Origin of the sequence: Brevundimonas sp. UBA7506, assembly GCF_002479495.1 — a bacterium.
GTDB lineage: Bacteria > Pseudomonadota > Alphaproteobacteria > Caulobacterales > Caulobacteraceae > Brevundimonas.
In genome coordinates this window covers 1-26,907 of the sequence record NZ_DLNQ01000009.1, presented here as the reverse complement: position 1 = coordinate 26,907, position 26,907 = coordinate 1, and the positions used below count along the sequence as shown (strand labels likewise).

27 protein-coding genes are annotated in these 26,907 nt (G+C 68.0%); 12 read left to right on the top strand and 15 right to left on the bottom strand.

Annotation, left to right across the window (positions count from 1 at the left end):
- Nucleotides 1–492: 492 nt before the first annotated feature.
- The gene (locus B3K53_RS08910; RefSeq protein WP_292083861.1) at nucleotides 493–3,747 is read right to left on the bottom strand and encodes a TonB-dependent receptor domain-containing protein; all 3,255 of its coding nucleotides are present in this window, start codon (nucleotides 3,745–3,747) and stop codon (nucleotides 493–495) included.
- Nucleotides 3,748–3,980: 233 nt separating this feature from the next.
- On the opposite strand from B3K53_RS08910, the gene B3K53_RS08905 reads away from it, so the two are divergent.
- From B3K53_RS08905 to truA, 7 genes are all read left to right on the top strand, one after another.
- Nucleotides 3,981–5,138 carry a patatin-like phospholipase family protein gene (locus B3K53_RS08905; protein WP_292083860.1) on the top strand — a complete coding sequence of 386 codons (1,158 nt, stop codon included), beginning with the start codon at nucleotides 3,981–3,983 and terminating at the stop codon, nucleotides 5,136–5,138.
- Nucleotides 5,139–5,271: 133 nt separating this feature from the next.
- Nucleotides 5,272–5,628 (top strand): acyl-CoA thioesterase, encoded by a 357-nt coding sequence (locus tag B3K53_RS08900; protein ID WP_409449649.1) that lies wholly within the window; start codon nucleotides 5,272–5,274, stop codon nucleotides 5,626–5,628.
- 48 nt (nucleotides 5,629–5,676) lie between these two features.
- Nucleotides 5,677–5,949: a hypothetical protein gene (locus B3K53_RS08895; protein ID WP_292083858.1), complete on the top strand. Its 273-nt coding sequence runs from the start codon at nucleotides 5,677–5,679 to the stop codon at nucleotides 5,947–5,949.
- Between the two features lie 81 nt (nucleotides 5,950–6,030).
- Complete coding sequence (gene def, locus B3K53_RS08890) at nucleotides 6,031–6,603, top strand: peptide deformylase (protein ID WP_292083857.1); 573 nt, start codon at nucleotides 6,031–6,033, stop codon at nucleotides 6,601–6,603.
- Nucleotides 6,603–6,818 carry a hypothetical protein gene (locus tag B3K53_RS08885; RefSeq protein WP_292083856.1) on the top strand — a complete coding sequence of 72 codons (216 nt, stop codon included), beginning with the start codon at nucleotides 6,603–6,605 and terminating at the stop codon, nucleotides 6,816–6,818. The genes def and B3K53_RS08885 overlap by 1 nt, the downstream gene beginning before the upstream one ends.
- 27 nt (nucleotides 6,819–6,845) lie before the next feature.
- Nucleotides 6,846–7,769 carry a methionyl-tRNA formyltransferase gene (gene fmt / locus B3K53_RS08880; RefSeq protein WP_292083855.1) on the top strand — a complete coding sequence of 308 codons (924 nt, stop codon included), beginning with the start codon at nucleotides 6,846–6,848 and terminating at the stop codon, nucleotides 7,767–7,769.
- A complete protein-coding gene (gene truA / locus B3K53_RS08875) occupies nucleotides 7,769–8,518 on the top strand; it encodes a tRNA pseudouridine(38-40) synthase TruA (protein ID WP_292083854.1) in 750 nt (249 codons plus the stop codon). Before fmt ends, truA begins: the two co-directional genes overlap by 1 nt.
- Nucleotides 8,519–8,520: 2 nt before the next feature.
- On the opposite strand, the gene B3K53_RS08870 is transcribed toward truA, so the two are convergent.
- Together B3K53_RS08870 and B3K53_RS08865 are read right to left on the bottom strand one after the other, a co-directional pair.
- Nucleotides 8,521–8,925, bottom strand: a complete 405-nt coding sequence (locus B3K53_RS08870; protein WP_292083853.1) for a YidB family protein — start codon at nucleotides 8,923–8,925, stop codon at nucleotides 8,521–8,523.
- A gap of 98 nt (nucleotides 8,926–9,023) precedes the next feature.
- A complete protein-coding gene (locus B3K53_RS08865) occupies nucleotides 9,024–9,161 on the bottom strand; it encodes an entericidin A/B family lipoprotein (protein ID WP_105563734.1) in 138 nt (45 codons plus the stop codon).
- Nucleotides 9,162–9,261: 100 nt separating this feature from the next.
- Between B3K53_RS08865 and B3K53_RS08860 the strand changes: the two genes are divergently transcribed.
- A complete protein-coding gene (locus B3K53_RS08860; protein ID WP_292083852.1) occupies nucleotides 9,262–10,926 on the top strand; it encodes a thiamine pyrophosphate-binding protein in 1,665 nt (554 codons plus the stop codon).
- 58 nt (nucleotides 10,927–10,984) lie between these two features.
- On the top strand, nucleotides 10,985–12,823 hold the full coding sequence (locus B3K53_RS08855) for a DUF885 domain-containing protein (protein WP_292083851.1): 1,839 nt from the start codon (nucleotides 10,985–10,987) through the stop codon (nucleotides 12,821–12,823).
- Nucleotides 12,824–12,839: 16 nt separating this feature from the next.
- Here B3K53_RS08855 and B3K53_RS08850 read toward each other — a convergent pair whose 3' ends face one another.
- The gene (locus B3K53_RS08850; RefSeq protein WP_292083850.1) at nucleotides 12,840–13,421 is read right to left on the bottom strand and encodes a hypothetical protein; all 582 of its coding nucleotides are present in this window, start codon (nucleotides 13,419–13,421) and stop codon (nucleotides 12,840–12,842) included.
- 205 nt (nucleotides 13,422–13,626) lie between these two features.
- Between B3K53_RS08850 and trmD the strand changes: the two genes are divergently transcribed.
- Nucleotides 13,627–14,379 carry a tRNA (guanosine(37)-N1)-methyltransferase TrmD gene (gene trmD / locus B3K53_RS08845; protein WP_292036485.1) on the top strand — a complete coding sequence of 251 codons (753 nt, stop codon included), beginning with the start codon at nucleotides 13,627–13,629 and terminating at the stop codon, nucleotides 14,377–14,379.
- A gap of 2 nt (nucleotides 14,380–14,381) precedes the next feature.
- Nucleotides 14,382–14,804 (top strand): 50S ribosomal protein L19, encoded by a 423-nt coding sequence (gene rplS / locus B3K53_RS08840; RefSeq protein ID WP_292083849.1) that lies wholly within the window; start codon nucleotides 14,382–14,384, stop codon nucleotides 14,802–14,804.
- Between the two features lie 150 nt (nucleotides 14,805–14,954).
- Here the strand turns inward: rplS and B3K53_RS08835 are convergent, their stop codons facing one another.
- The 9 genes from B3K53_RS08835 to B3K53_RS08795 form a co-directional block, all read right to left on the bottom strand.
- Nucleotides 14,955–15,440 carry a PA2169 family four-helix-bundle protein gene (locus tag B3K53_RS08835; protein WP_292083848.1) on the bottom strand — a complete coding sequence of 162 codons (486 nt, stop codon included), beginning with the start codon at nucleotides 15,438–15,440 and terminating at the stop codon, nucleotides 14,955–14,957.
- A gap of 57 nt (nucleotides 15,441–15,497) precedes the next feature.
- A complete protein-coding gene (locus B3K53_RS08830) occupies nucleotides 15,498–16,343 on the bottom strand; it encodes a tryptophan 2,3-dioxygenase (RefSeq protein ID WP_292083847.1) in 846 nt (281 codons plus the stop codon).
- Nucleotides 16,344–16,398: 55 nt separating this feature from the next.
- On the bottom strand, nucleotides 16,399–16,929 hold the full coding sequence (locus tag B3K53_RS08825; RefSeq protein WP_292083846.1) for a CHAP domain-containing protein: 531 nt from the start codon (nucleotides 16,927–16,929) through the stop codon (nucleotides 16,399–16,401).
- A gap of 34 nt (nucleotides 16,930–16,963) precedes the next feature.
- Nucleotides 16,964–18,097 (bottom strand): acyltransferase family protein, encoded by a 1,134-nt coding sequence (locus B3K53_RS08820; RefSeq protein WP_292083844.1) that lies wholly within the window; start codon nucleotides 18,095–18,097, stop codon nucleotides 16,964–16,966.
- Nucleotides 18,098–18,176: 79 nt separating this feature from the next.
- Nucleotides 18,177–18,629 (bottom strand): COG3650 family protein, encoded by a 453-nt coding sequence (locus B3K53_RS08815; protein ID WP_292083843.1) that lies wholly within the window; start codon nucleotides 18,627–18,629, stop codon nucleotides 18,177–18,179.
- A 17-nt stretch (nucleotides 18,630–18,646) separates the two neighbouring features.
- Entirely contained in the window at nucleotides 18,647–18,946 is a 300-nt protein-coding gene (locus tag B3K53_RS08810; protein ID WP_292083842.1) for a hypothetical protein, read from the bottom strand.
- A gap of 9 nt (nucleotides 18,947–18,955) precedes the next feature.
- Nucleotides 18,956–19,315, bottom strand: a complete 360-nt coding sequence (locus tag B3K53_RS08805; RefSeq protein WP_292083841.1) for a YdbL family protein — start codon at nucleotides 19,313–19,315, stop codon at nucleotides 18,956–18,958.
- A 20-nt stretch (nucleotides 19,316–19,335) separates the two neighbouring features.
- Nucleotides 19,336–19,521 (bottom strand): YnbE family lipoprotein, encoded by a 186-nt coding sequence (locus B3K53_RS08800; protein ID WP_292083840.1) that lies wholly within the window; start codon nucleotides 19,519–19,521, stop codon nucleotides 19,336–19,338.
- A 101-nt stretch (nucleotides 19,522–19,622) separates the two neighbouring features.
- Nucleotides 19,623–22,820 carry an intermembrane phospholipid transport protein YdbH family protein gene (locus B3K53_RS08795; protein ID WP_292083839.1) on the bottom strand — a complete coding sequence of 1,066 codons (3,198 nt, stop codon included), beginning with the start codon at nucleotides 22,818–22,820 and terminating at the stop codon, nucleotides 19,623–19,625.
- A 332-nt stretch (nucleotides 22,821–23,152) separates the two neighbouring features.
- Between B3K53_RS08795 and B3K53_RS08790 the strand changes: the two genes are divergently transcribed.
- Nucleotides 23,153–24,508 (top strand): M23 family metallopeptidase, encoded by a 1,356-nt coding sequence (locus B3K53_RS08790; protein WP_292083838.1) that lies wholly within the window; start codon nucleotides 23,153–23,155, stop codon nucleotides 24,506–24,508.
- 34 nt (nucleotides 24,509–24,542) lie between these two features.
- On the opposite strand, the gene B3K53_RS08785 is transcribed toward B3K53_RS08790, so the two are convergent.
- Together B3K53_RS08785 and B3K53_RS08780 are read right to left on the bottom strand one after the other, a co-directional pair.
- Nucleotides 24,543–26,180: a TadG family pilus assembly protein gene (locus B3K53_RS08785; RefSeq protein WP_292083837.1), complete on the bottom strand. Its 1,638-nt coding sequence runs from the start codon at nucleotides 26,178–26,180 to the stop codon at nucleotides 24,543–24,545.
- Nucleotide 26,181: 1 nt separating this feature from the next.
- On the bottom strand, nucleotides 26,182–26,604 hold the full coding sequence (locus tag B3K53_RS08780) for a TadE/TadG family type IV pilus assembly protein (RefSeq protein ID WP_292083835.1): 423 nt from the start codon (nucleotides 26,602–26,604) through the stop codon (nucleotides 26,182–26,184).
- Between the last annotated feature and the right edge of the window lie 303 nt (nucleotides 26,605–26,907).

The window sequence follows — 26,907 nt, the reverse complement described above, 5'->3', positions numbered from 1 at the left end:
CTCAGCTGGATAGAGCACCAGACTACGAATCTGGGGGTCAGGAGTACGAATCTCTTCGGGTGCGCCCCTTCTCCCATCATCGTTGAAAACGCTGCGGACCTGTGTTCGCACCGCCGTCTCGGCGCCGATGTCTGGCAGCCTTCTCTTGAACAAGGCATGCCCCCCCCCCCCCGCCAGGCCATGCAGCCCTTGCCGGATTGGTCATGATGGCCCGAGACGAGCGCCTCGCGGCGCGTTTCCCGACAGCCTCCGCGGCCGCCACTCTCGCCGCCTACATCCCACAGCGGGCCCTTGTTCAAACCGGCCCGGTTGCAGAGCCGCGGTAGGCGAGGCCCACATGCCTTGGTTTTTATGCAGACCCGCCTCGGCGCCAGGCTGACCGGGTCGCGGGTAGCCATCGCGCCATGCCCCTTTGATCGGCTTGCATGCGGATGAACAAGAAAAAGGGCGGCGGACCGAAGTCCGCCGCCCTCTCCGTTTTAGCCGCAAGGCTTAGAACGGGCGGTAGTTGAGGCTCAGGAAGAACCGACGACCGAACAGGTCGAAGTTGTCGGCCGTCGTGTTGCCCAGCCAACGCGCCGGCTCTGCGTCGAAGGCGTTCACGACGCCGGCGCGGACCGTCAGGTTGTCGCGAGCGGCCCAGCGCACCGAGAAGTCATGCTGCGAGAAGTCGCCCGTTTCCAGGTACTTGGCGGTTTCATACAGGTCGGGGTTGGCGACCAGGTTATCCACGTCGAGGATTTCCTGGCTGGCCTGCCAATCCCAATCCCAGGTGAAGGCCAGGGTGTCGATCGGCGCCCAGGTGACGGTCGACAGGAAGCGCACGCGCGGCATGCCGACGGTGTCTTCAAAGTCGCTGGAGTCCGTGGGATCGGCGATGTTGACGAAGTCGTGCTGCTCGATCAGCCAGTTGCCGCGGATCGAGTGGCTGAACGAGCCCCAGTTGCGGCCGAAGAACTCAGGCAGGTCGGTGCGATAGCTGGCCGTGAAGTCCACGCCCTTGGCCGTCAGCGCCGCATAGTTCAGCGAGCCCTGGATGAAGCTCGTAACCTGGAAGCTCGACGGATCGCGGGTTTGGGTGGCGCAGGCGCCGACGTTGACCGAGTCGCCGTTGACGCACTGGTTGGCGGCGTTCTGGGCGGTCACCGAGGCGATCGCGTCGTTGATCTCGATGTCATAGTAATCCATGACCAGCGAGAAGTTGGGCAGCAGGTAGTCCGGCGTCCAGACGCCGCCGACGGTGAAGCTTTCCGAGGTTTCCGGCTTCAGGAAGGGGTTGCCGCCGGCCAGGCCCGACACCGAGCCGCTGCCGTAGTTGGGCAGGTAGGCGTTGGCGGCCGAGGCATCGGCGAAGTTCAGGTTCAGGCCCGCAGCCTTGGCCAGAGCGCCGCAGTTGGCGATGCGGTTGTTGGCGATCGAACGGTCGGCCAGGTTGTTGATGACCGTAGCCGAGCAGGGGTCGCTGAAACCGTTGGCGAAGGTCTGACCCAGCGGTTCGCTGGTCTCGCCCAGGTTCGGCACGCGGATCGCCGTGGCGGTCGTGGCGCGGAACATGAACTGGTCGACCGGGCGCCACTGGAACTGGGCGCTGTAGGTCTCTTGCTGGCCGACATGCGAGTAGTCCGAGAAGCGGTAGGCGCCGCTGATCTCGGCCGACTGGCCCAGGAAGCTGTCGCGGAACAGCGGGATGCTGACCTCAGCGAAGACGTCGTTGGTGTCGTAGCTGGCTTCTTCGAAGTCCGGGCCAGCGTTCAGGAACAGGAAGCGGCCGGCGGTGTCGCGGTCGCGGCCCGTACCGCTGGTGATTTCCTTGCGGTACTCGTAGCCGATCGACGCGCCGATCGGGCCGGCGCCCCAGAAGTCCCACAGCTTGCCCGAGGTATAGGCCATGAAGTCGTGCTGTTTGTTCTGGTCGGTCACCGTGACGGCGGCCTGCAGGTAGTCCAGGCCTTCCTGGGTGAAGCCGTTCGGACCGAAGACGCGGACCGGCGAGCAGTCGTCGATGACGGCGCCCTGACGCGAGTAGGTGGTTCCGCCGATCACAGCGTCCGGCACGGGGACGCCGTTGGCCTTCATCAGCTGGATGCGACAGACGACTTCGCCCGGCTTGCCGTTGACCTTGCCCGCGACGTCGATGACGGCGTCGGCCGCGGCCTGGTAACGCACCACGTCCACGCCCAGTTCGCGGTTCGAGTTGTTCATCTCGCCGTAGGTGTAGCCGGCTTCCCAGTTGACGTCCTTGACGAAGGCCACATCGCCCAGGTCGCCGCGCAGGCCGACGACGTAGCGTTGCAGGTCGCGGTTGTTCAGCTGGTTGCGCGCCGGGCCGTACAGCTTGTGCTGGGCGCGGGCGTCGGCCACCGTGCTGGTGACGGCGCCGGCCGAGTTGAAGATGTCGCGGCGGTTGTTCTGGATCGCCAGACGCACGTCCGACGGCAGGTAGGCGTTGTCCAGGCCGATCTCGAAGGCCGAGGTGGCCGTGATGGCGCCGACGGTGTTGGGCGCCAGGGCGCGGATATTGAAATCGTGGAAGACGCGTTGACCGGCGTCGTAGGTTTCTTCCTCCACGTACTTGGCTTCGGCGAACAGACTGACATTGTCGGTGATGTCGAAGTTCAGGCCGGTCTGGAAGCGATAGTTCTCCGATTCCGGCAGGCGGCTGGCCTGGCCTTGCTCGGTGTTCGAGACCTGGCCTTCGCCGCCGTTGCTGGTGGTGCGGCTGAAGCCCGTGCCCTGACGGATCGAACCGAAGGTGACCGGGCGCGACTGGCCCTGATCATTGTACAGGTAGGCGTTGTCCAGGCGGTTCGACGGCGCCAGCGAGAAGCAGTTGGCCGAGAAGGTCGTGGCCGAGCAGGTCTGGAACGGCACGTCGGGGTCGTTGGCGGCGCTGGGCTTGACGCCCGTCGACAGGATGGTCACGCCGCCGAAGTTGGTGCCGCGGATGTAGGTGCGGGCGTCGCGGATCAGGATCTGGTCCGGGATGCCGTCCGAGGGGGCGCTGGAGGGGTCGGCGTCGTTGCCGATCAGGGCCCAGGATTCACGGCGCCAGTCGACGTCCGAATCCAGAACCTCGTCGTTGCGCTGGTATTCGCCCGACACATAGTAGTTCAGACGGCCGTCCATCAGGTTCTGGCCCCACAGGACCGAGAGGCGTTCGCTCAGCTGATGGTCCTGGTTGATCTCGGCGATCGAGGCGTCGATCTCCAGGCCGTCGAAGTCCTTGCGCATGATGAAGTTGACCACGCCCGAGACGGCGTCAGCGCCGTACACGGCGGCGGCGCCGCCGGTGATCACTTCGGTGTTGGCGACGAGCAGGCGCGGGATGGTGTCGACGTCCACCGACAGCGAACCGGGGCTCGAGCCGACGTGGCGACGACCGTCCACCAGCACCAGGGTGCGCACGGCGCCCAGGGCGCGCAGGCTCAGCAGCGACAGGCCGCCGTCGTTCAGGTTCGAACCCGTGGTGTCTTCCGGCACCTGCGAGGTGGACAGGGCCGGGATATCGGCCAGGAAATCGATGACGTTGACTTCGCCCGACTGCAGCAGTTCTTCCTGACCGATCTGGATCAGGGGCGTCGGCGAGTTGGTCGGGTTGCGGCGGATGCGCGAACCGGTGACGACGACCTCACCGAGGTTGGTAGCCTGGTCTTCCTGAGCAGCAGCGGCGCCAGGGGCGACGCTGATCATGGCGGCGGCCGTCAGGCCGGCGATCAGCGTGGAGCCCATGAGCTGAGATTTCTTCATGTTCATTGGTCTATTCCCCCCCAAACGTTCAGGAGTGAACGGTTGGTTAGGCCGCTTCATCGTCGTTCTCGGATCGAGCGGCAATATTTTTGACGCGAGAAAGCCTTGTTTGTCATTCGGGCGCGCCTTTTTCGCTACAGTTTCGTCACATTTCGCCAGTCCGTGAAATTGCCTCCACCGTGATCGTGGTCGCCGTTGTTTGACGCCGACCGCGCAGCGGTCGATGAAGGGGCGTGAGCGACGCCCCTCCTCCCGTTCGACGTCCGCGCAGAGGCCGCCTGCCCGCGCCGCCTCCCGGCCTCGGGAGGATCCAGGGGTTTTCCGACATCCGTCTGAGCGTTGAGCAGGCCGAGGCCTCGCTGGAGGCGGCCGCGGACCGCCTGTCGTTGCCGCGTTCCGGCTGGGCGTCCGGGCGGTTCGACATGCTGGCCATTTCCGGCGGCGCAGCGGGCGGGGCTTATGGCGCGGGGGCCCTGGTCGGGCTGACCGAGGCCGGAGCGCGGCCCGCGTTCGCCCTGGTCACCGGGGTCAGCACCGGCGCCCTGATCGCTCCCTTCGCCTTCCTAGGACCGGCCTGGGACGAGCGCTTGGCCGACGCCTATGTCGGGGGCCACGCCGCCGATCTGCTGAGCCTGCGCCGGCTGGCTTCGACCTTCACCGGCGGGCTGTTCCGGGGCGAGGCCCTGGACGCCTTGATCCACCCCTTTGTCGACGAGGCCCTGATCGACGCCGTGGCGGCCGAGCACGCGCGCGGGCGGCGCCTGCTGGTGGCGACGACTGATCTGGACAGCCAGCGGGCCTGCATCTGGGACATGGGGGCGATCGCCGCGCATGGCGGCGACGAGGCGGTGTCTCTGTTTCGCGAGGTCCTGGCCGCCTCGGCCAGCCTGCCGGGCCTGTTTCCGCCGCGCCGCATTCGCTGCGAGGTCGATGGCGAGAGCTTCGAGGAGATGCACGTCGACGGCGGCGTCGCCGCCCCCCTGTTCCTGATGCCCGAGGGCCTGCTGCGCTGGAACCGGCTGGGCCGGCGGCTGCACGGCGGGCGGGCCTATGTCCTGGTCAACACCGTGCTGGAGCCCGAGCCGCGCACCACCGCGCCAAACATGGCCGCCATCCTGACCCGCAGCTTTGACGCCATGCTGCGGTTTTCCTATCGCCAGGCCCTGGGGACGGCGACGACCTTCTGCGCGGCCCAGGGCCTGCCGATCAGCGTCGCCTCCATCCCCGATGCGCCGGATCAGGGCGGGATGCTGAGCTTCGATACGGCGACGATGAAGCGTTTGTTCGACGCCGCGCGCGCACGGGCGCGGGCCGGGGAGCTGTGGCGCTCGCCGGTGGCCGAACGGCACGGACTGCAGGGGCTGCTGGATCGGCTGCGGCCGCGCGGATAGGGGCCTTGATGCGGTCCAAGGCGAGGCGCATGGAGAAGTCCTCCCCTAGACTTTCAAGGCCCTGAACGTGACCGACGCCGAACAGACCCCCGTCCTCCTGCCCGAAGGCCAGCCCGTCGGCCGCGTCATCGCCATGCCCGCCGACACCAACCCCGAGGGCGACATCTTCGGCGGCTGGCTGCTGGCCCAGATGGACCTCGCCGGCGCCACCCCGGCCTTCGAGCGCGCCAACGGCCGCTGCGCCACCGTGGCCCTGGACGGCATGGTCTTTCACCAGCCGGTTTCGGTCGGCGACGAGGTCTCGACCTACGCCAAGGTGATCCACACCGGCCGCACCTCGATCCGCGTCCATGTCGAGGTCTGGAAGCGCTCGCGCGGCGAGGCCGAGGCCCGCTCGGTGCGCGTGACCGAGGGCGTCTTCACCTATGTGGCCATCGACGAGGACCGCAAGCCGCGTCCGCTGCCGCCGGTGCTGGACAGCAAGGCCTAGGCGTAACAAGGTTCAGCCTTCGCCTCGGGCGAGGCTTGGAGGTTGAACATGTGGACCTTGGCGGGGATCGGGGCCTTTCTCGGCGGGCTGTTCCTGATGCTGCGGGAGCTGCTGCCCCTGCTCAAGGCGCGCCAGACCGGCGTGATCCGCAGCAAGGGACACGCCGCGCGCCGTATCGAGCGTGCGGTCGATCCTGAGCGGTTCGAAGGCCTGTGCCGGGCGCGGCTGAAGGCGGCCGGCGCGGGGGGTCTGCTTGCGATCGGCGGGGCGGTCTGGACGATCATGCAGGTCGCCGGGATCGCCATGGCCTCGGCTGGTTGAAACCACCTATCGCACGCGCAAGACCAAGCGCCGCACTCGGAAATTCTTGACGTTGGGCCGCCCGCACCCTACCTGCGGGCCATGGCTATTCGTCGCATCCTGACCATCGATAACGCCGCCGACCTGGCGATCCTCAAGGCCGTCTCCCCGCCCGTCGAGGGCGGCGTGACCGACGAGCTGCGCGCCCTCATGGACGACATGCTGGAGACCATGTACGCCGCGCCGGGCATCGGTCTGGCCGCCGCCCAGATCGGCGAGCTGAAACGCGTCGTGGTGATGGACCTCGGCGACAAGGTCGTTGAGGGGCAGCCGGACGAACCGGAAACCGAGGAAGACGCCCTGGCGCGCCGCAACCCCCGTTACTTCGTCAACCCTGAAGTGATCTGGGCCTCGGACGAGCTCTTCTCCTACGAGGAAGGCTGCCTCTCGGTGCCGGAATATTTCGACGCCGTCGAACGCCCCGCTCGCATCCGCGTCCGCTACCTGAACTATGCCGGCGAGCAGATCGAGGAAGAGATCGAAGGTCTCTACGCCGTCTGCTTCCAGCACGAACTGGATCACCTGAACGGCGTCCTGTTCATCGACCACCTGTCGCGTCTGCGTCGCGAACGGGCCGTCGCCAAGGTCAAGAAGAACGCAAGGCTCGCCGCCTGATGGCCCGCAAGACCACGATCATCGATCCGCGCGGCCGTCGCCGCATGACCCGCAATCAGAAGGTCGGCGCCGCCAGCCTGGCCACCATCGTCGCCGTCGCCGCCGTCGGCGTGGTGGCGGGCCTGCTGCTGGACCGCCTGCTCGATTTCGACGACGCGCTCGACGCAGGCGGCGAATGGGACGAGGGCGGCGGCGTCTATACGCGCTGGATGTAATCGGCCCCACGGTCTAAAGGCGTGGCCATGCGCCTAGCCTTCATGGGAACCCCCGACTTCGCCGTGCCGTCGCTGGCCGAGCTGATCGCCTCGGGACACGAGATCGTCGCCGTCTATTCGCAACCGCCGCGCCCCAAGGGCCGGGGCCAGAAGCTGACGCCGTCGCCGGTTCACGCCTTCGCCGAGGCCATGGGCCTGCCCGTCTTCACGCCCGAGAGCATGAAGGCCGCCGAGGCCATCGACACGTTCCGCAGCCTCGATCTCGACGCCGCCTGCGTCGTCGCCTACGGCCAGATCCTCAAGCCTGAAGTGCTGGAGGCCCCGCGTCTGGGCTGCTTCAACCTGCACGGCTCGCTGCTGCCGCGCTGGCGCGGGGCCGCGCCGATCCAGCGCGCCATCATGGCCGGCGACCGTCAGACCGGCGCCCAGATCATGCGGATGAGCGAGGGCCTGGACGAAGGCGCCATCATCCTGTCCGAGGTCATGGACATCTATCCCGACGACACCGCCGCCAGCCTGACCGAGCGCATGGCCCACCTGGGCGCCGCCCTGTGGCCGCGGGCGCTCGCCGCCATTGAGCGCGGCGGTTTCACCGAGACCGAGCAGGTCGGCGAAACCACCTACGCCAAGAAGATCACGCCCGCCGAGGCCCGCATCGACTGGACCCGCCCCGCCGTCGAGGTGGACGCCCATATTCGCGGCCTGTCGCCCTTCCCCGGCGCCTGGTTCGAGGTCGAGGCGGACGGCGAGCCGGTGCGCATCAAGGCCCTGATGTCGGCGATGGCTGACGGGCAGGGCACGCCAGGTCAGGTTCTGGACGACGCCCTGACGGTGGCCTGCGGAACCGGCGCGGTGCGCCTGAGCCGCGTGCAGCGCCCCGGCAAGGCGGCGCAGTCGGCGGAAGAGATGCTGCGCGGTTTCGCGGTTCCCGCCGGGGTGGTTTTGGGCTGATGCCCCGCTACCGTTTTACCGTCGAGTACGACGGCTCGGCCTACAACGGCTTTCAGGCCCAGGCCGGTCAGCCGACGGTGCAGGGCGCCATCGAGACGGCGGTGACGGCCTTCAGCGGTCAAACCGTGCGCATCGCCGCCGCCGGGCGCACCGACACGGGCGTCCACGCCACGGGCCAGACCTGTCATGTCGATCTGGACAAGGACTGGCCGGCGCGGACGGTGATGAACGCGCTCAACGCCCACCTGATGCATGAGGCGGTGGCGGTGCTCGACTGCGCCCCTGTCAGCGACGACTGGCACGCCCGCTTCACCGCCAACGGGCGCAAATACCTCTACCGCATCCTCAACCGGCCGGGTCGTCCCGCTCTGGACCGAGGCCGGGTCTGGCACGTCAAGAAGCCGCTGGACGCAGAGGCCATGCACGCGGCGGCGCAAGCGCTGATCGGCCTGCACGACTTCACCACCTTCCGCGACGCCCAGTGCCAGTCGGCCAGTCCGGTGAAGACTCTGGACGTCGCCCGCGTCGCCAGAGTCGGCGAAGAGGTGCATCTGGTGTTCGAGGCGCGCAGCTTCCTGCATCGGCAAGTGCGTTCAATGGCCGGCAGTCTGGCCGAGGTCGGTCTGGGTCGCTGGGCCGTGGCCGATCTGGCCGATGCGCTTGAGGCCAAGGACCGCGCGCGCTGCGGCCCGGTGGCGCCGTCAGACGGGCTCTATCTGACGGGCGTCACCTATGAGGCCGAGGCCTAGGTCTAGCGTTTGAACAGGCCGCCCAGGGCGTCGCCAAGGCCGCCCGGCAGGTTGTTCAGCAGTCCGCCCAGCAGGTCGTCGGCGCCATCGGCCGAACCGCCCGGCGTCAGGCGGTCGACAGCTTCAGGCAACAGGCCCGCCAGGGTCTCGCTGGCCTGTTCCGGTGAAACGCCCAGCTTGGCGGCGAAGTCGGCGATGGGCCCCGAGCCGAGCACAGAAGCGATCTGCTCCGGTGAGATCGCGGCGTTGCCGCCCTTGCCGATCCACGAGGCCGCCACGTCGCCGAGACCGTTCTGACCGAACTTCTCGGCCAGGCCGGCGACTCCGCCCTGACCCTTGAGCAGGTCCGACAGCCCGCCTGCGGCGTCGTCGCCGAGGCCGCCCAGCACGTTATCCAGAAGTCCCATGGTCGTCCTCCGATTGAAGTAGGCAGTCTGAGGGAGGGAGGCTACGCTTTTGTGGCGGCATCGCAAACGATCGTAACGCCGTCGCCGGGGAGTCGGCCCTAGTTGCGGGCCGAGTTGGAGCTCGAGGTCACGGCCTGGCCGGCGGCTTCCAGATCACGGCCGACGCCGGCGACGGTGTTGCAGGCGGCGGTGGTCAAGGCGGCGGCGATGACGCCGAGAACGATGAGCTTGCGCATGATGATTTCCCCGAAGATGAGACGAATGAGCGCTTCAACGTGAAGCTTGGCCATAAGGTTGCATGGCCAATTCATCCTTCAATCTGCTAACGGCGAAACCATGACGCAAGCTTTCGACACCGCCGCCCGCCGTCTGGTCGACACCCTCGTGATGAACGGGATCGACAAGGTTTTCTGCGTGCCGGGCGAAAGCTATCTGGCCGTGCTCGACGCCCTGGCCGACGTGCGGGACCGGATCGAGGTCATCGTCTGCCGTCACGAGGCCGGCGCCGCCAACATGGCCGAGGCCTATGGCAAGCTGACCGGCAAGCCGGGCGTTTGCATGGTCACGCGCGGACCGGGCGCGACCCATGCCTCGATCGGCGTGCATACGGCGCATCAGGACTCCACGCCGATGATCCTGTTCGTCGGCCAGATCGCCCTGACCGACCGCGGCCGCGGCGCCTTCCAGGAGGTCGACTACCGCGAGGTCTTCGGCGGACTGGCCAAGTGGGCGACCGAGATTGAAAGCCCGGAGCGCACCGTCGAGATCGTGGAGCGCGCCTTCGCCACCGCCCTGCAGGGACGCATGGGGCCGGTCGTTGTGGCCCTACCCGAGAACATTTTGCACGACCACGGCGGCCCCGCCCCGGTGCGCCCCGTCGTCGCCGCCAAGGCGGCACTGGACCCGGCCTTCGTCGAACAGGTACGCGAACGCCTGTCGCGCGCCGAACGCCCCGTGCTGATCCTCGGCGGTTCGGGTTGGACCGACGCCGCCACCGACGCGATTTCGAGCTGGGCCGAGCGTCTGGGCCTGCCCGTCGCCCTGTCCTTCCGCCGCAAGGATCTGATCCGCAACGATCATCCGGGCTATGCGGGCGACCTCGGCCTGGGCCCGAACCCCAAGCTGATCGCGCGGGTCAAGGAGGCAGACCTGCTGCTGGTGATCGGCGCGCGCATGGGCGAGAATCCGACCCAAGGCTATACCCTGCTGGACCGGACGAAGACGGTTGACACCCTGATCCATGTCCATCCGGGGGCAGAGGAACTCGGCCGCGTCTGGGCGCCGAGCCTGTCGGCCGCCTCTGACAATTCGCTGGCGGCCCTGGCCCTGTCGAGCATCGAACCGGGCCGGACCTGGAGCGAGCAGGGCGCCGCCGCCCACGCCGACTTCATCGCCTTCTCCTCGCCCATCGAGGTGAAGAGCGCGGTCAATATGAGCGAGGTCATCGCCCATCTGGCGCAGGCCCTGCCGGAGGACGCCATCCTGACCAATGGGGCGGGCAATTTCGCCGCCTGGCTGCACCGCTTCCACCGCCATCAGGCCCGTCGCACCCAGCTGGCCCCGACCTCGGGCGCCATGGGCTACGGCTATCATGCGGCCCTGGGCGCCAAGGCGACCCTGCCCTCGCGCGAGGTGGTCTGCATCGCCGGCGACGGCGACTTCATGATGAGCGCCAACGAGATGGCCACCGCCGCCCAGTACGGCCTCGGCGTCATCGTGGTGGTCGTGGACAACGGCACCTTCGGCACCATCCGAATGCACCAGGAGCGGGAATATCCCGCCCGCGTCATCGCCACCGACCTGAAGAACCCGGACTTCGTGAAGTACGCCGAGGCCTTCGGCGCCTTCGCCGTGCGTTGCGAGGCGACCGCAGACTTCCCGGCGGCCCTGGCGGCGGCGCGCGAAGCGGCGGCGGGCGGCCGTCCGGCGTTGATCCACCTGATCACTGACGCCGAGCAGATCGCGCCAGGTCGGACGATCACGGACCTGCGCGGCGGCTGACCTTGCGTCGCTTCCCCATTGCGGGAACAGTGCCGCCTCGTCGTTTCGAGGGGGTTTCATGCGTCGTCTTCTGATCTCATCCGCCGCCGTTCTGGCGTTTTGCGCCGTCGCGCCCGCCGTCATGGCCCAAACGGCGGCGCCCGCTGCGGCTTCGTCACAGGCCCAGAGCGAGGACGCCCGCCTCAACGCCTTCTTTGATCAGGCCTTCCAGGAACGCATCGCGCTCAGCCCGCAGCAGATGACCGGCCTGGGCCTGAAGACCGACTACGACAAGCTGGACGATGTCTCGGACGCCGCCTCGGCCCGCGCGCTGGCCCTGCAAGAATCTCAACTGGCGCGCATGAAGGCCGAGTTCGATCCGGCCAAGCTGAACGCGCAGAGCAAGATGTCCTGGCGTCTGTTCGAATACGGCGTGCAGCAGGCGCGCCTGTCGAACCAGTGGCGTGACTGGGGCTTCCAGTTCGCCGCCAACGGCAATCCGACGACCAGCCTGCCGGTCTTCCTGATCAACAACCATCGCATCAGCAGCGTCTCGGACGCCGAGGCCTATGTCTCGCGCATCGGCGAAGCGGAACGCTACATGGGCCAGGTGGCCACGACGCTGAAGGCCCGCGCCGCCGAGGGCGTGGTCTCGCCGCGCTTCGTCTTTGCGCCCTCGATCGAGAACACCCGCAACGTCATCACCGGCGCGCCTTTCGATGGCGGCGCCGACAACCCGGTCTGGGCCGACTTCCAGAAGAAGGTCGCGGCGCTCGACGCCGATCAGGCGACCAAGGACCGACTTCTGGCCTCGGCCCGCGCCGCCCTGACCGGCCCCTACAGGCGCGGCTTCGACACCGTGCTGACCGCTCTGGCCGAGGTCCGGCCTATGGCCGACAGCGACGCAGGCGTCTGGCGGCTGCCGAACGGCGAGGCCTATTACAACGCCCGCCTGCAGCTCTCCACCACGACCGACCTGACCGCCGACCAGATCCACCAGATCGGTCTGGACGAGGTGGCCCGCATCCAGCGCGAGATGGAGGTCATCAAGGCCAAGGTGGGCTTTGACGGCTCCTTGCAGGACTTCTTCGTCTTCCTGAAGACCGACCCGCGCTTCCAGTATCCCAATACGCCCGAGGGCAAGGAGCAGTACCTGACCGACGCTCGCGCCTTCATCGCCCAGGTCATGGCGGTGGCGCCCCAGTGGTTCTCCAACCTGCCCAAGGCGGCGCTGGAGGTCCGCGCCGTCGAGCCGTTCCGTGAGGCCACGGCCTCGATCGCCTTCTACAATGCGCCTGCGCCCGACGGCTCGCGCCCGGGCATCTACTACGTCAACCTGTCGGACATGACCCAGGTGCTGAAGCCCCAGATCGAGGGCATCAGCTATCACGAGGGCGCGCCGGGCCATCACTTCCAGATCGCCTATGCGCAGGAGATCGAGGGCCTGCCGCGCTTCCGTCGCTTCGGCGGCTACGGCGCCTACGCCGAGGGCTGGGGGCTCTACGCCGAGCAACTGGGCAAGGAGATGGGCTTCTATCAGGACCCCTATTCCGACTTCGGCCGTCTCTCGACCGAGCTGTGGCGCGCGGTGCGTCTGGTGACCGACACCGGCCTGCACGCCAAGCGCTGGAGCCGTGAGCAGGCGATGGACTACTTCCGCCAGAATTCCCTGCTGTCGGAGCGCGACATCCAGAAAGAAGTCGAGCGCTACATCACCAACCCCGGCCAGGCGACCAGCTACAAGATCGGCGAGCTGAAGATCGAGGAGCTGCGCCACAAGGCCGAGACGACGCTGGGACCGCGCTTCGACATCAAGGACTTCCACGCCGTGGTCCTCGGCTCCGGCTCGGTGCCGCTGGACGTGCTGGCCGATCAGGTCGACGCCTGGATCGCGGCGGGCGGCGGAGCGCCGAACTAGGATTCTATACTCGTCGTCACGGACACGGGCGTGGCAGGGGCGGCGGCGTAAATGGCGGTTGATACACAGCGATAAGTGGTGTCGCCCCTCTCGGGGGCATGTCGGGATCTGCCGCGCCGACTGCGACGCGATTGGCGGCGAACAACTGTTCCCAGCGGGAGGGCGATTGAAGATCGATGACGGCTTCATGCCAGTATCGGCCTTCGTCGTCTTCCAGGGCTATTTTGAAACGGCCGCCTTTTTTCAGGGCTTCAAGCAGTCCGGACGTGGCTGCAGCGCCGGCATCGTTGGTGCTGGCGTAGCCGGTGGACCAATCCTGACCTCTGTCCAAACCGGCAGGTACGAAGACGCGCCACCCCGGCCAAGCCTGACCATTCGGCCCGATCAGAACCGATTGAACCCAACTGGGGCGGTCGCGGCAGTAGTCGCCGAACTTTACGGTCCATCCTACCGAATGCGGCTGGCCTAGACGTTCGCCATCGCTGTCGAACCGGAGGGTGAACGAGAATGGATCGCCCTTGCTGTCCCCGCCCGCGCGCAATGCGACGTCGCCCATACGCGGCGCCTGACCTTCGGCGCGCCTGACCTCCAGCGGCATTCGGGCCTCGTAGACCTTGGAGGGCGCGGCACAGGCGGAAGCGCCTAGCAGAGCAAGGAGGGAAACAAGGGCGCGCATGGAGTCTCGCAGATTCCTGAATTCTGAATTGGGGCGCGTCGAACGGGTAAGTCAACCAGCCCTGGCGTTGCTCCATCGCGATGCACCGGCTCGCCGGATTGCCGGGTTTCCTGTATGAGCCGCCGCCATGCCCTTCACCGCCACCGTCTTGACCATGTTCCCCGAGGCCTTTCCAGGGCCGCTCGGCGTGTCGCTGATCGGCACCGCCTGGCGCGAGAAGGGGCTGTGGGATCTGCAGACGCTGGACATTCGGGCGTTTTCCGAAGATAAGCGCGGCTTCCTGGACGACACCCCTGCGGGTGGCGGTCCCGGGCAGGTGCTGAAAGCGGACGTGGTGGCTCGGGCTTTGGATAGTCTGGAAGGCCCGCCTCGGCCGCTTTTGTACATGAGCGCACGCGGTCGACCCCTGACGCAGGCGCGAGTGAAGGAATGGGCCAAGGCCGACGGCATCGTCGTGCTTTGCGGTCGTTTCGAGGGGGTGGACCAGCGGGTGCTCGACGCCCGAGGGTTCGAGGAGATCTCCGTCGGAAACGCGGTTCTCGCCGGTGGCGAGGCGGCGGCCATGGTGGCGATCGAGGCGTGCGTACGACTGGTCCCCGGTGTTCTAGGCGCGGCTGAAAGCCTGTCGTCCGAGAGCTTCGAGGACGGCCTTCTGGAACACCCGCAGTACACGCGACCGCGGACGTTCGAGGGGCACGACATTCCCGAAGTGCTGCTGTCGGGCGATCACAAGAAGATCGCGCAATGGCGAGAGGCGCAGCGGGAAGAGACGACGCGGGAACGGCGCCCGGACCTCTGGGCGGCGCATCTTGCAAAGACGGCTGCGGAGCCTGGCTCCGCCAAATCAAAGGCAAAGGGCGCTAAAGCCCGAGGAGAATAGACATGAACATCGTCCAGCAGATCGCTGCCGAAGAAAAAGCCCGCCTGCTCGAAGGCAAGACCATCCCCGACTTCCAGCCGGGCGACACCCTGCGCGTCAACGTGCGCATCAAGGAAGGCGAGCGCGAACGCATCCAGGCGTTTGAAGGCGTCTGCATCGCCCGCGACAGCGGCGGCATCAACGAGACCTTCACGGTCCGCAAGATTTCCTTCGGTGAAGGCGTGGAGCGTCGCTTCCCGATCCTGTCGCCGAACGTCGAGTCCATCGAAGTGAAGCGCCGCGGTGTCGTCCGTCGCGCCAAGCTCTACTACCTGCGCGACCGTCGCGGTAAGTCGGCCCGTATCGCCGAGCGCCAGACGACCCGTCCGGCCAAGGGCGCCACCGTTCCGGTCACCGGTTCGGCCGACAAGGGCGACGAGGCTTAATCCAGCTTCGACCCGACGCTGATAGATCGAGGCCCCGGCGGAAACGCCGGGGCCTTTTGTCATTCTGGGGCGCTATCGCGCGTCGCGCGGCGCCGCGCTGCTTGAGCGCGACCTTCCCCCTCCCCTTCATGGCGAGGGAGATCCCACGTCCTACTGCGGATGCAGGGGATTGTCCGCGTCGCGCTGCCCCTCGAGGCTACGACGCAGGACATGCATTTCCTCGTGGCCGGACCGGACGGCGGCCTGGGCGCGACGGATGGTTTCACGGGTCGTGGCCGACAGGGCCTCATCGCTGAGGGCGCGGTCGAAGCGGGCCTGCAGATGAGCCTCGCTGCTTTCGATCGAGCCGACGACCGAGGCCTCGTCGCGCATCAGAGCGTGCCTGATGTCCATGAAGGCGCGCTGCGCCTTGGCCAGGATGGAGCCCTCGTCCTCGGACTGGCCGCCCATGCCGCGCACCGCCGTTTGCAGATCGGCCGCCACCCGACGCCGCTCGTCGCTGCGGCGCAGGAAGAGGTCGCGATAGCGGGGATCATCCGTCTCGGCCGCCGCCTCGGCATAGCCGTCGGCGCTGTCGACGACACCGACGGCCAGATGGTTCAAAACCTTGATGTCATGACTGTTGGGGCTGCTCACCAGAAACCTCCATGGCTGACGCAGGTGAAACCCGCGCCAGCAGCGAAGGTTGCTCGGTTAAAGCTTGGTGCGCAGCGACCAGAGTTCAGGGAAGCAGCGGCGTTTCAGCGTCTCGACCAGATAGCCGACGCCGTCGGTGCCGCCCGTGCCCTGACGGCGACCGATGATGCGCTCGACCGTCACCACGTGCTTGTGGCGCCAGGTCAGCAGGGCGTCGTCCAGATCGACCAGCTTCTCGGCCAGTTGATAGAGCGGCCACCAGCGCTCGGTGTCACGATAGACCTCCAGCCAGGCGGCCTCGACGCCCTCGGACGGCTCATAGGTCTGGCTGACGTCGCGGTTCAGCACCTCGGCGGGCACCGGCAGGCCGGCCAGAGACAGCTGGCGCAAGGCGTCGTCATAGAGACTGGGGGCCTCCATGGCCGCGATCAGGGCCGCATGGGCCTCGGGCCGTTCGACGTGGAAGCGCAGGAAGCGCGGGTCCTTGAGGCCCAGCATGGTCTCCAGGCGGCGGAACTGGTCGCTCTGGAAGCCCGAGCTGGCGCCCAGGTCGCCGCGGAACTTCAGGTAGTCCGAAGGGGTCATGGTGGCCAGGATGTCCCAGCTCTGGGTCATGACCGACTGGATGCGGCTGACGCGGGCCAGGCTCTTGTAGGCGGGGACCAGATCGCCGGCGCGGATGAGGCTCTGGGCCAGGGCCATCTCGTGCAGAATCTGCTTGAGCCACAGTTCCTTGGTCTGATGGATGATGACGAACAGCATCTCATCATGCTGGTCCGAGCGCGGGTGCTGGGCGCTCAGCAGGTCGTCGAGCGACAGATAGCCGGCGTAGGTGATGCCGGTCGGCTCGTGCTTGGCGGCCTCGATAGCGTGGCCGCGAATGTCGTTACTTGCGTCGGTCATCCGCCACCTATCGCCGCATCAGGCCCGAAGAGCCAGCCCGGAGGCGATGGAAAAGTCAGTTGGCGGCGCGGGGCTCATTCGCAGCGGCGGCGGCCATTTGGCGACCGTTGTCGAAGGCGTCGCGGGCGCCTTTGTAGACGAAGCCGTAGGTCGGATAGACGGTGGTGCCCAGGGCGTTGATCGGGTTGTACCAAACCTTGACCCGGCTCCAGTCGCCGGCCGCCGACACATCCACGACGGTGACGTTCTCTTCCACCTTGCCGCGGCTGCCGCCCCAGTTGGCGTGGGTCACGCGAATGACGCGGTCGGTCAGGATGTCGGAGACGACGGCGACATGGCCCTTGTCCATGCGGCCGGTGGGCTGGAAGACCAGCACCGAGCCGGTTTCGGGGGCGCGGCCAGTGCGGAACTTGTCGACCGCCTGACGCCACCAGGTCCAGGCGTCGCCGAAGATGTTGATGCCCGAGAACATGCGGGCGAAGGTCACGCACTGCCAGTAGGGATCATCAGCCTTGGCCGGCGCAGGGCCGATCGCAAAGAAACCAAGGGTCGCCGCAACTGCGGCGGCTGTGAGCCGTTTCATCATCTGGCGTGCTCCCGACCAAAACGCGGACCAAGCCTTAGACGATAGTGTCCGAAGGTTGAAGAACCGTTTCCGACTGTTTCGCCGCGTGATCCACAGGCGGGCGGCGTCGCTCGGCCATCCCTCGCAAAGCCTTGCGCGCCGGGCGTTCGATCAGGTGATAGGTGGCGGCCGCCGCGACGATCAGGCCCAGAATGACCCCCAACCACACGAGAACGTGAAGACGCTTGTCGTCTGCGCCGGTCGCCCGGGCGGCCAGGTTGACCGCCAGAATCTGCCAGGGCGCGCAGACCATGTAGACCGAGTAGCTGATCTCGCCGAGATAGACGGCGGGCTTCGAGCCCAGCCAGCCGGCCTGACCGTCAGGGATGGAGGCCAGGGCCAGGATCAGCAGGCCGGCGGCCAGAACCGTGACGGCGTCCCAGGCCAGGACCGAGGCCGAGGCGACCATGACGACGGCGGCGCTCAGGGCCAGCAGCCCGGCGCGAGGCAGGGGCGCTCGACGATAGACCAGATAGAGGGCGCAGCCGTAGGCGAAGCAGGGCACGATGCGCAACGCGCCCCAACGGAAGGTGGCCTCGGTCAGGGGAAAGCCCGCTAAGCGCTCGAACGCCGCATAGAGGCCCATCAGGAAGACCGCCGTTCCCGCCGTGGCCACCCAGGGGCGCTTCCTCAGAGGCCAGGCCGCCAGGGCGAACAGGGGGAAGGCCAGATAGGCGAACCACTCGGCCGAGATCGACCATGACGGGTGGTTCCAGCCCGCCTCATTGGCGAAGCCCCAGGCGTGCAGCATCAGCAGGTGGGCGGGCAGGCTCTTCCAGCTCAGCACGCTGCCGTCGATATTCATGCCCACGGCGACAGCGGCCAGGCCGAGCGCCATCACCCCCAGCAGGGTGAAGACGTGCAGCGGATAGACCCGCGCGATCCGCGCCCACAGGAAGCCGCGATAGGAGAAGCGCTTCTCGGCGAAGGCGTGCAGATAGACGTGGCTGAGGATGAAGCCCGACAGGACGAAGAAGAGCTCGACGCCCAGATAGCCCTTGGCCGCCAGGTTCGGCAGAAAGCCGACGTCCAGATTGGGCCAGAAGGTGTAGAGCGCGACCCACAGGGCCGCCATGAACCGCAGGGCGGTCAGCGGACGAAGATCGACAGGCGTCTGGACGGGGGTCATGCGGCCACCATGAGATAGCGCCGCTTTGGGAAGCGTTAAGCGGCTCGGGGCCCCTGCAGCAATTCCGGCGCCAGATCCCCTATTCGACGCGGCCGGATTCGCCGGCCTTCTCGATCGCCGCGACGGCGGCGGCGCAGCCGGCCAGGCTCTCGCCGCCGATCTCGACCTTGGCGGTCAGGGGATAGGTCCGGTCGCTCATGCCGTCAGAGCAGTCGGTGGCCATCAGAGTGACCACCAGCGGAGTCTTGGCCGCGGTCTCGGCGGTCCAGGTCGCCACCGTGCCCTGCAGCACCGGGCCGGGGTTGGCGGCCTTCTGCTCGGGGCGGTCGACGCCCGAATAGATCAGACCCGCCGGCGTGATCTCGACGGCCCAGAAGGGTTCCGTGCCCAGCACCCGCAGCGGCTGGTCCAGATCGACCCCGGCCAGGGCGCGCGGCTCGGCCGCAGGGGGCGGAGCCTTCTCGCCGGGCTGGGAACAGGCCGTCAGGGCGGCGGCGGACGAAAGGGCGGAGAACAGCAGGGCGAAACGCATGGCGGGCTCCGGGCGCATCAATAGGTGAGATCGTCGTCTTCGGCCTTGTCGCGGCCGGGGTCCAGATGATTGTCCACCCGGTCGTCCCAGCCTTCGCGATCCGAGCGGAAAGCCAGGCTCATCAACACCCAGGCCAGGCCGACGGTGCACAGCACGCCCAGCCCCATGGCGATCCAGCCGTGAACGGACATCGGTCCGCCGCCGATCAGTCGCCAGTAGGCGGCCAGGCCGAGCACGGCGACGGCGGCGATCGCCACCGCCAGGCCGAGGGCCAGCAGGAACCGTCCTGTCCGACCTTCGACCCGGGGCGTTTTCATTGCATCAGATCAGCGCTGGACCCATTGGCCCGCGGCGTTCTTGTACCACTGGCCCGAGCTGATGCGCGGCAGCAGCTGGGTTTCGAACATCCGGGCCCCGGCCACGTCGGCAGAGGTGCCGGCGTCGGCGGCGCTGCGGGCGTAGGCCTGACGGCGGCCGGCGTTGGTGGCGCTGACGGCGGCCTGGGTGTCGGCGTTCACCGAGGTGCGGACGCCCAGGTAGCCATCGGCCTGCTCGCCGACAGAGCCAGCGGCCTTGGCCTGATCGACCAGGGCTTTTTGCGAGGCGGTCTGGGCGACGGCCGCGCCTGCGGCGGCGCCCAGGGCGGCGACGGCGGCGACGGCGACGAAGAGTTTGCGATTGATCATGTTCAGCCCCTTTCTTCCGGTCAGAACAGGTTGGGGTTTTCGCGCAGGAGGTTCTGCAGTTCCTGGTCGAGCTTGATGCGGATGTCGGCGTCCAGCTTGGCGTAGATCTGCAGCGGTTCGCTGAATTTGATGTTCACCGTGGGCGCGCACGCGGCGGCGCTGACGGCGGCGAGGCCGAGCAGGGCGATCTGACGCTTGCTGATCATGAGGCCGGTCTCCGAGGGCGGCGGTTGAAGTCGTGGCGATCTAACGCCCCGGTGCGTGAACGGGTTCTGAACAAAGCGGCGCCGTATCTCAAGGCTTGATCTCAAGGTTCGTCTTTGGGCGCTTCGCCGCGACGGGCGTATTCCATCAGGTCCGAAACGATCTGGTTGGCGTTCCAGGTCGTGTCCAGCGTCAGGTCAATGGGCGTGTCCGAAGGCAGGTTCAACTTCTTGTTGAGGAAGTCGCGGCGGATCAGCTCCATCCAACTGAGGCGCAGCTGTTCGCGCTCGGGCGGATCGTGGCGGCCGTTGATGCGGAAGCGGACCCCCAGCCTGCCTTCGTCCAGGCTGTTGACCTCGGCGGTCAGGTCGCTGATCGCCAGGTCCTGCATGGCCTGATAGGCGAGGTCTTGCATGGTGTTGGGCGGCAGGGCCGCGCCGTCGGCGGCGGCGCCTCCGGCCGCCAGGTCGTCGAAGACCTCGGGCTGGATCGACAGCCGACCCGGCCGCACCGCGTTCAGAACCCCGCCGCTGACGCGCCAGCCGAGGTCGGGGGCGTAGGTGAAGGGCAAGCGGCCGGAAACCACGGCGTCCAGCTCGGCCTTGTCCTGCAGGTTGGCGCTCTTCATCAGCTCGTTCAGTTGCACCTGTTCGACCAGGATCACCCCGCCCCAGGTCTCGCCGGGCGTCAGGGGGATGCTGAACGGCTCGATGCTGATGCGGCCGCCCGCCGCCTGAATCTGACCGCCGGCCAGGGCCAGGGCCTTTTCGTCCAGGGCGAAGCGCAGCACCAGATCGGTCAGCGGGGTGACCGTCTCCAGCCGATCGACCGTCAGCACCTGGTCGGGGACGGTGATCAGCGGGGTCAGGCTGGTGAACTCGACGCGGCCCTTCAGGCCCTGCACCTTGCCGGCCGGGCTGGTGAAGTCGAGTTCGGTGATGGTGGCGACGCCGGAGCTGGACGTGGTGGTCGGGGTCCAGTCAAAGCGGCCCTCGAACCCGGCCGCGCCCTCGACCGGCGACTTCAGGTAGTCGCCCGCCAGGGGGCTGAGGTCATCGGGCTGCAGGCCGTACTGGCTGAAGGCCAGGTTGGGCGCGCTGATGGTCACGCCGCCCGCCTCTGCCTTGCCGTCGTGGCGCAGGTCGATGCGGCCGATGGCGTGCTCCAGCCGGCTCAGATCGAAGCCGCCGCTCCAGACGTCATTGGCCAGCCGCGCTTCGCCGATCGCCGTCAGCGGCAGGAAGCGTTGCGGGGCGGTCGTGTCGGCGACCAGGGCGCGCGACACGCTGGCGGTCATCGACAGGCCGGCGGGTTTGCCGTCCACGACCAGCCGGCCTTGGGCGTCCGAGAAGCGCATGGCCAGAAAGGGCGCGGTCGCCTCGACGCCGGCCAGGGCGCCCTGCGCGCGCCAGCTCCCGTTCACGACGGTGATCAGCGGAGCGTCTGCGGGGCAGAAACGGCCGGCGACGTCGGTCACGTCGTTCTCGCCCAGCTCCAGCCGCTCGACGCTGAGCGGGATGCAGTCGCTCGCCGTATAGGTCAGTCGGCCGCCGCTGGAGGCCAGCTCGCCCTTCGTGGACAGGGCGATGGCGCGGGCCGGGCCGAAGTCCAGCGCCGCCTCGCCGTCCAGCGCGGCGCGGAAGCCCCCGGGCGTCAGGCTCCACGACGAGACGGCGATCTGGGCCTGAGGCAGGCCGCCGCCGCGTTGAGAGGTGATGCTCAGGGCGCCGCCGCCCGATTGTCCGGCCTCAGCCGCGAACAGGGGCGTCTGGGCGGGGCTCAGGGTCAGCAGGCCGCCGTTGGCCGGGCGCGCCGTGATCGGGCGCGTCAGGACCAGCTCGGTTCCAGCGCTGCCGGCGGCCAGCCTGACCCCCGGGGCGTCGAGCGCGAAAGCGCCCAGGGCTCGCTTCAGCTCGGCCATCTCGGGCAGGTCGTCCTTCGCCGGGGCGCCGAGGCCGGGCCAGGCGGCGCGCGCGGCGGACAGGGCCCCGGCGGCGGTCATGCGCGTCACGCCGTCACGCACCAGATCCAGATCCAGCCGTCCGCGCGCCTCGTTCAGGCTGAGGTCGCCGGTGGACAGCTGTCCGGCCGTCAGGGCCAGCGGTCCCTGCACCTCGAAGGCCGCGTCGCGTCCGCCCGCCGTCAGGCCGTTCGACGACAGAACGGCCTGGGTCAGGCGGGTTCCCGCCGCCTTGCCGCTGTCCAGCCGGATCGCGACGGGCGAGGCGACGCGCCATTCCAGTCCGCGCTGGCCGCGCTTGACCGTGACGTCGGCGCGGCTGAGGGCGAGGTCGGCGCCGCGCGCCGTCATGCCTTCGCCGGTCACTTGCCGGACGCGCACGCGCGTCTGGCCCTTGCCAATGATCTGGAAGGTCTCGATCCAGCCCTCGGTCCGGCCGTCGAAGTCCAGCGCGGCCTCGGTCTTGCGCCCCTCAACGCCGCCCGCCTTCAGGACGTCGGCGTTCAGGCTGGCGGCGATGACGGCGCGTCCGTCGCCGCGACGCTTTTTCAGGTCGGGATAGGGCAGGTCGCCGGTCAGGTTCAGGCGCGCATTGGCGCCTTCGGCGTCCTGCGCCGCGAAGCGTTCGGCGGCGGCTTCGAGCTTCAGCGCCACGCGGTCGCCGACAGTGGTCAGGTCGACGGCGGCGCTCAGGCCGCGCGCTTCGGTGTCGCCGCTCTTCAACGAAGCGGCGGGCAGGCGAGCGCTAAGCCGCATCAGCTTGCTGTCGTCGATGCGGGCGTCGGCCAGAACCTGCAGGGGGCCGTATTCGGTGTCGATGCGGGCGCGGCCGCCCTCGACGATGACCAGGGGCGCGCGCTGATCCGGGCGCGGCGGCTTGGCCATGAACTCTTCGATCAGAGGATCCAGCGAGCCGAGCGAAAACTTGCCGTCCTTCCAGCTGGCGCGCGCCAAGGGGCGGACCAGGCGGATGCGGCTGGGGGTGACGCCAAGCCCGGTCTGCGACCAGGGCATGCCCAGGGCGTAGTCGACCTCGACCCGTTCGACCTTGAAGTCGGGGTCGCGCGGGTCGCCTATGCTGATCTTGCCGACGAAGCCGTCGACTTCGAGTCGCTCCACCTCGACATCCGCATCGATGCCCTTGCGGTCCAGCCAGCCGGTCAGCAGCTCGCGGGCGGCGGCGCGCCGGTTGAGGTAGAGGGCGGCGGCCAGGACGACCAGGAGCAGCAGGCCGATCAGCAGAATGATCAGCGCCGTCCGGACGGCCGAACGCGGGCGGCGGGGCGGCGGCTTGGACCCCGGCGCGGGGTCGGACTGGAGGACGGGCGTTTCGTCGGTCAAAGGCGCTCGCGTACGTCGGCGGAAGGATGGGGTGACAACGCCACAGATTGCTCGCGGACAACAGTTGTGGCCGCATCAACACTGGGGCGTGGCGCTTCAGTCACTGTTCAGTCAAGCAAGGCGAGAAAAGGGCGCTTCTGCGCCGATGATTCAGGAAAAACAGCGGAATACTTGACGTCGCCTCGCCCAAGTTAACCAATTGTAACCTACGCGCTTCCCAAGATGGGACGGACGGGCTATATCGCTCGCTTCGCGTTTTCGGGGCTGCCGGGGCGCGATCCATGATTCGAATGGTTTGGCGCCAGTAGGGCGTCGTCGATTGCCGGGGACCGATGGCTCAGTTCGATCCGCGCCGCCAGCCGATGCGGCTTGCGCCGCATCTCCTGACGACCGCCGCCGCAGTGGCCATCGCCCTTGTGGCGGGTCAAGCCTATGAACCGGTTCGCGCCGAGGAAGTTCCCGCGCTGACGTCGGAACAGATGGCCTATCTCGAGACCCAGGCCTACGCCGCCGCTGGCGCGCCGACCGGCCTGACGGCCCCTGAGGCCATCCCCGTGCAAATCCGCCGCGGCGAAACCTTCGAGCAGGCCGTACGCCGCACCGGCATCGGCGCCGATGAAGCCAGCGCCGTCGCCGCCACCATCGCCAGCGCCTTCGACCTAAAGGACATGCGCGCCGGCCTGAAGTTCGAGACCGCCGTCTCCAAGCCGCGCGGCGGTCGGGGCGACGCCCGCCTGATTGGTCTGACCATGCGCACCGGCCCGGCGAGCCAGCTGACCGTGTCGCGCAGCTTCGACGGCGCGCTGCGTCTGCGCGCCCTCGACGAAAAGGTGACGCACGAAACCGTCGTCGCCAATGACAAGGTCCAGCGTTCGCTGTCGGCCAGCGCCCGTGAGCTGGGCGCCACCTCGGCGGTCGTCCGTCGCGCCAGCCAGCTGTTTGCGCACAAGTTCGACATGCAACGCGACGTGAGGGCCTCGGATGAATTCACCCTGGTCTTCGACCGTTCGGTGACCGAGGCGGGCCGCACGGTGGAAACCGGCGATCTGCTCTACGCCGAGCTCAAGGGGCACGCCTTCTACCGCTATCAGCGACCCGGCGCGAAGACGGCGGAATATTTCGACGCCACCGGCAAGAATACGCGCACCGCCATGATGCGCACCCCGCTGACCAGCTTCCGCCGCGTCAGCTCCAACTTCGGCGTCCGCACCCACCCCATCTCGGGCTATCGCAAGATGCACCAAGGCATGGACTTCGCCGCCACCACCGGCACGCCCGTCGTGGCGCCCGCCGACGGCGTGGTTGTCGAGGCTCGTCGCTGGGGCGGTTACGGCAACTGGCTGCGCATCCGCCACGCCAACGGCCTGGAAAGCGGCTACGGCCACCTGTCGCGCTACGGCTCGGGCATCCGCGCCGGCCAGCGCGTGTCACAAGGTCAGGTCGTCGCCTATGTCGGCTCGACCGGCGCATCGACCGGCCCGCACCTGCACTACGAAATCTGGCGCAACGGCCAACGGATCAATCCGTCCGGCATCAAGACCCAGGAAGGCACCGTCCTGGCGGGGGCTGATCTCGCCGCCTTCCGCGCCGAGAAAGCCCGCATCGACCGCATCATCGCCGCCGGGGGCCAGCGCCGCCCGGTGGTGCAGCAGGCCTCGGTCTCGGGCCTGCGTTCCGTCGAAGGCTGACGCGAACAGGCCGAGGGGCGCGGGCGCCCCTCTTTCACCCCACCAGAACCGGCGTCCGACCCTGGGTCGGACACTGGACGCCGTGCACCCGCACGTCGGCCTCGCCCAGCTTCAGCCCCAGCAGGTCGAGCAGGGGCTGAACCAGGCCGTCGAGCGCGGGTCCCAGCGGCGTCAGCAGGGCGCCGAGCGCCTTGGCTAGATCGCCGAGCCCCAGACCCAGGCCGATGACGTCGACATCGACGTCCAGCCTTTGCAGCAGGCTGACGATCAGGCCGTTGACGAAGCCGCGCGCGCGTACCGACCTGACCGTCTGGTGCGAGATGTCCGAGGCGCTGAACGTGACATCCTGCCAGCTCAGGTCGGCGATCTCCACATCGGCCTGGGCCTTGATCGTGACCAGACCCAGAACCGACACCAGGGTCGCGGGCGAGCTGGCCAGCGGCGCCTTGAAATTTTTCAGTTTCGCTTCGTCGATAGTTCCGATGCGCGCTCGCGCCACGCCGGGGCGCACCGCCAGGGTGACTGTTCTCGCCCCCTCGCAGTTGATGCGTTTCAGGCGAGCCTCCGACGCGGCCGCCTCGATCAGCACCGGCAGCTTGACCTGGGCCAGGCCGAACAGGGCCTGGGCCGTCGTCGCCTTCAGATAGACGCGGGCTTGAGCGGTTCGGATGATGGGGTCGTCCTTGCCGGTGATGGTCAGCCAAGGGGACTTGTTCGGGCGTTCGCCGATGGCCAGCATGACATCCACGTCGGCCAGTCCGGCGCGGGCGCCCAGATCCAGCGCCACCTGACGGTCGCCGTTGGCGGTCTCCAGCGAGGCCATGATCAGATCCAGGGCGGAAACCTCGGCGTTGAGCGCCTCGCGCAGGCCCTGCCGGGCGTCGGCCTCGACCCCGATCAGGTCCTTCAGCTTCAGTCTGGCGTCGACGGGCGTGCGGGTCAGTTTGCCGAGGACTGATTTCGTGTCGGATCCTGCAATGGACTCCAGCACCTTCAGGGCCCGGCCCGCCGTAACCTCGTGTTGCAGCAGGGCGTCGTAGTCGCCGGCCGTCACGCCCAGATCCGCCGCCAAAGCGTCGGAGAACTGCAGGAGGTTGACCTGGGCGCCGGCCAGGGCCCGGTAATCCATTACGGTCAGCGAGACATTGCTGCCCAGCAGGCCCGACAACAGGGCGTTGGCCAGCCCCCCGTCCAGGCTGGCGAGCCGCGAGCCGATCGAGAACATGGCCTGGGGCTGACCGCCCGGGATGGCGGCGGTCGCGGTCCTTCGCACGGTCACATTGGGGCGGTTCAGGATCCAGCGCCCGAAGAAGAGCGGGGCGGGCGCGGTCACCTCGACCCTTGCGGCATTGGGCTCGCTGACGCCGGGGCTGAAGCGGTCCTCGGGCTTGATGCGGGCATCGGCGACATAGCCGCCCCGGGTCACGGTGAGGGCCTGCCAGTCAGTCAGATTGGCTGAGGCGGTGGCGCGGGCGGCCGTCTCGGCCCGGGCCAGATCGCGGGCGGCGGCCAGGGCGGACAGGTCCGCCGTCCCTTGAATCTGCCGCGCCTTCAGCGAGACGGAGCCCAGGTCGACCGCCAGGGCCGCGAGCACGCATATCAGGCCGGCGAAGGCCGCCGTCATGATGGCGACGCCGCCCTTTTCATCGCCAAGCCAGCGCCGGGACGTCATCTCAGTACCCGCCCAGACGGACGACGGCGGTCCGTCGAATGGTGCGCGGCGGCGGGGGGATGATGGCCCCCAGAGCCATCAGCGGATGGTCGCTGGCGTCATAGACGACGTGAACGCGGATCACGCTGACGGTGCTTTGCACCTCGACCGAGGCGCGGTCGGGGCGCAAGCCGAGGTCGCCGACCTGAGCGCCGACGAAGCCGCGGGCCAGGGCTTCTCTCTCGGTCGGGTCCAGGCCGGCGATGGCGGCCCTTGCGCCTTCGGAAGCCAGGGACTGGACGGAGTGGGCCATCCAGAACCAGCCGCCGTACACCACCATGCCGAGCATCATCAGGATCAGCAGCGGCGCCACCATGGCGAACTCGATGGCGGCGACCCCGCGCCGGTCGCGGGTTGGCGGCAGAAGGGAAAAGCAGCGCCTCATGATTGGGCCTCACCTTGTGAAGGTGATGTATTTAGATCAAACACCGTTAAGAGGTGCTGTAGGCGCACGAAATGGCGGCCTGTCCGGCGCGGCGATGAAGCCTTCGTCGGGCAGATAATCCTGCGATCGAGACGGAACAGGGTCCCGCGCAAGATTCTTCGGAGCGAGAACCAGCCCGACTGGCGTTCGACGCCGCCGCGTCCGTGATTGAGTATCGCTTCGGGGCCGCCGAGGCCTATAGCGGCTGACCGAGTTGCACCAGGCGGTGCAGATGGAAGTGGGCCGCACCTGGCGGCCTTGCTG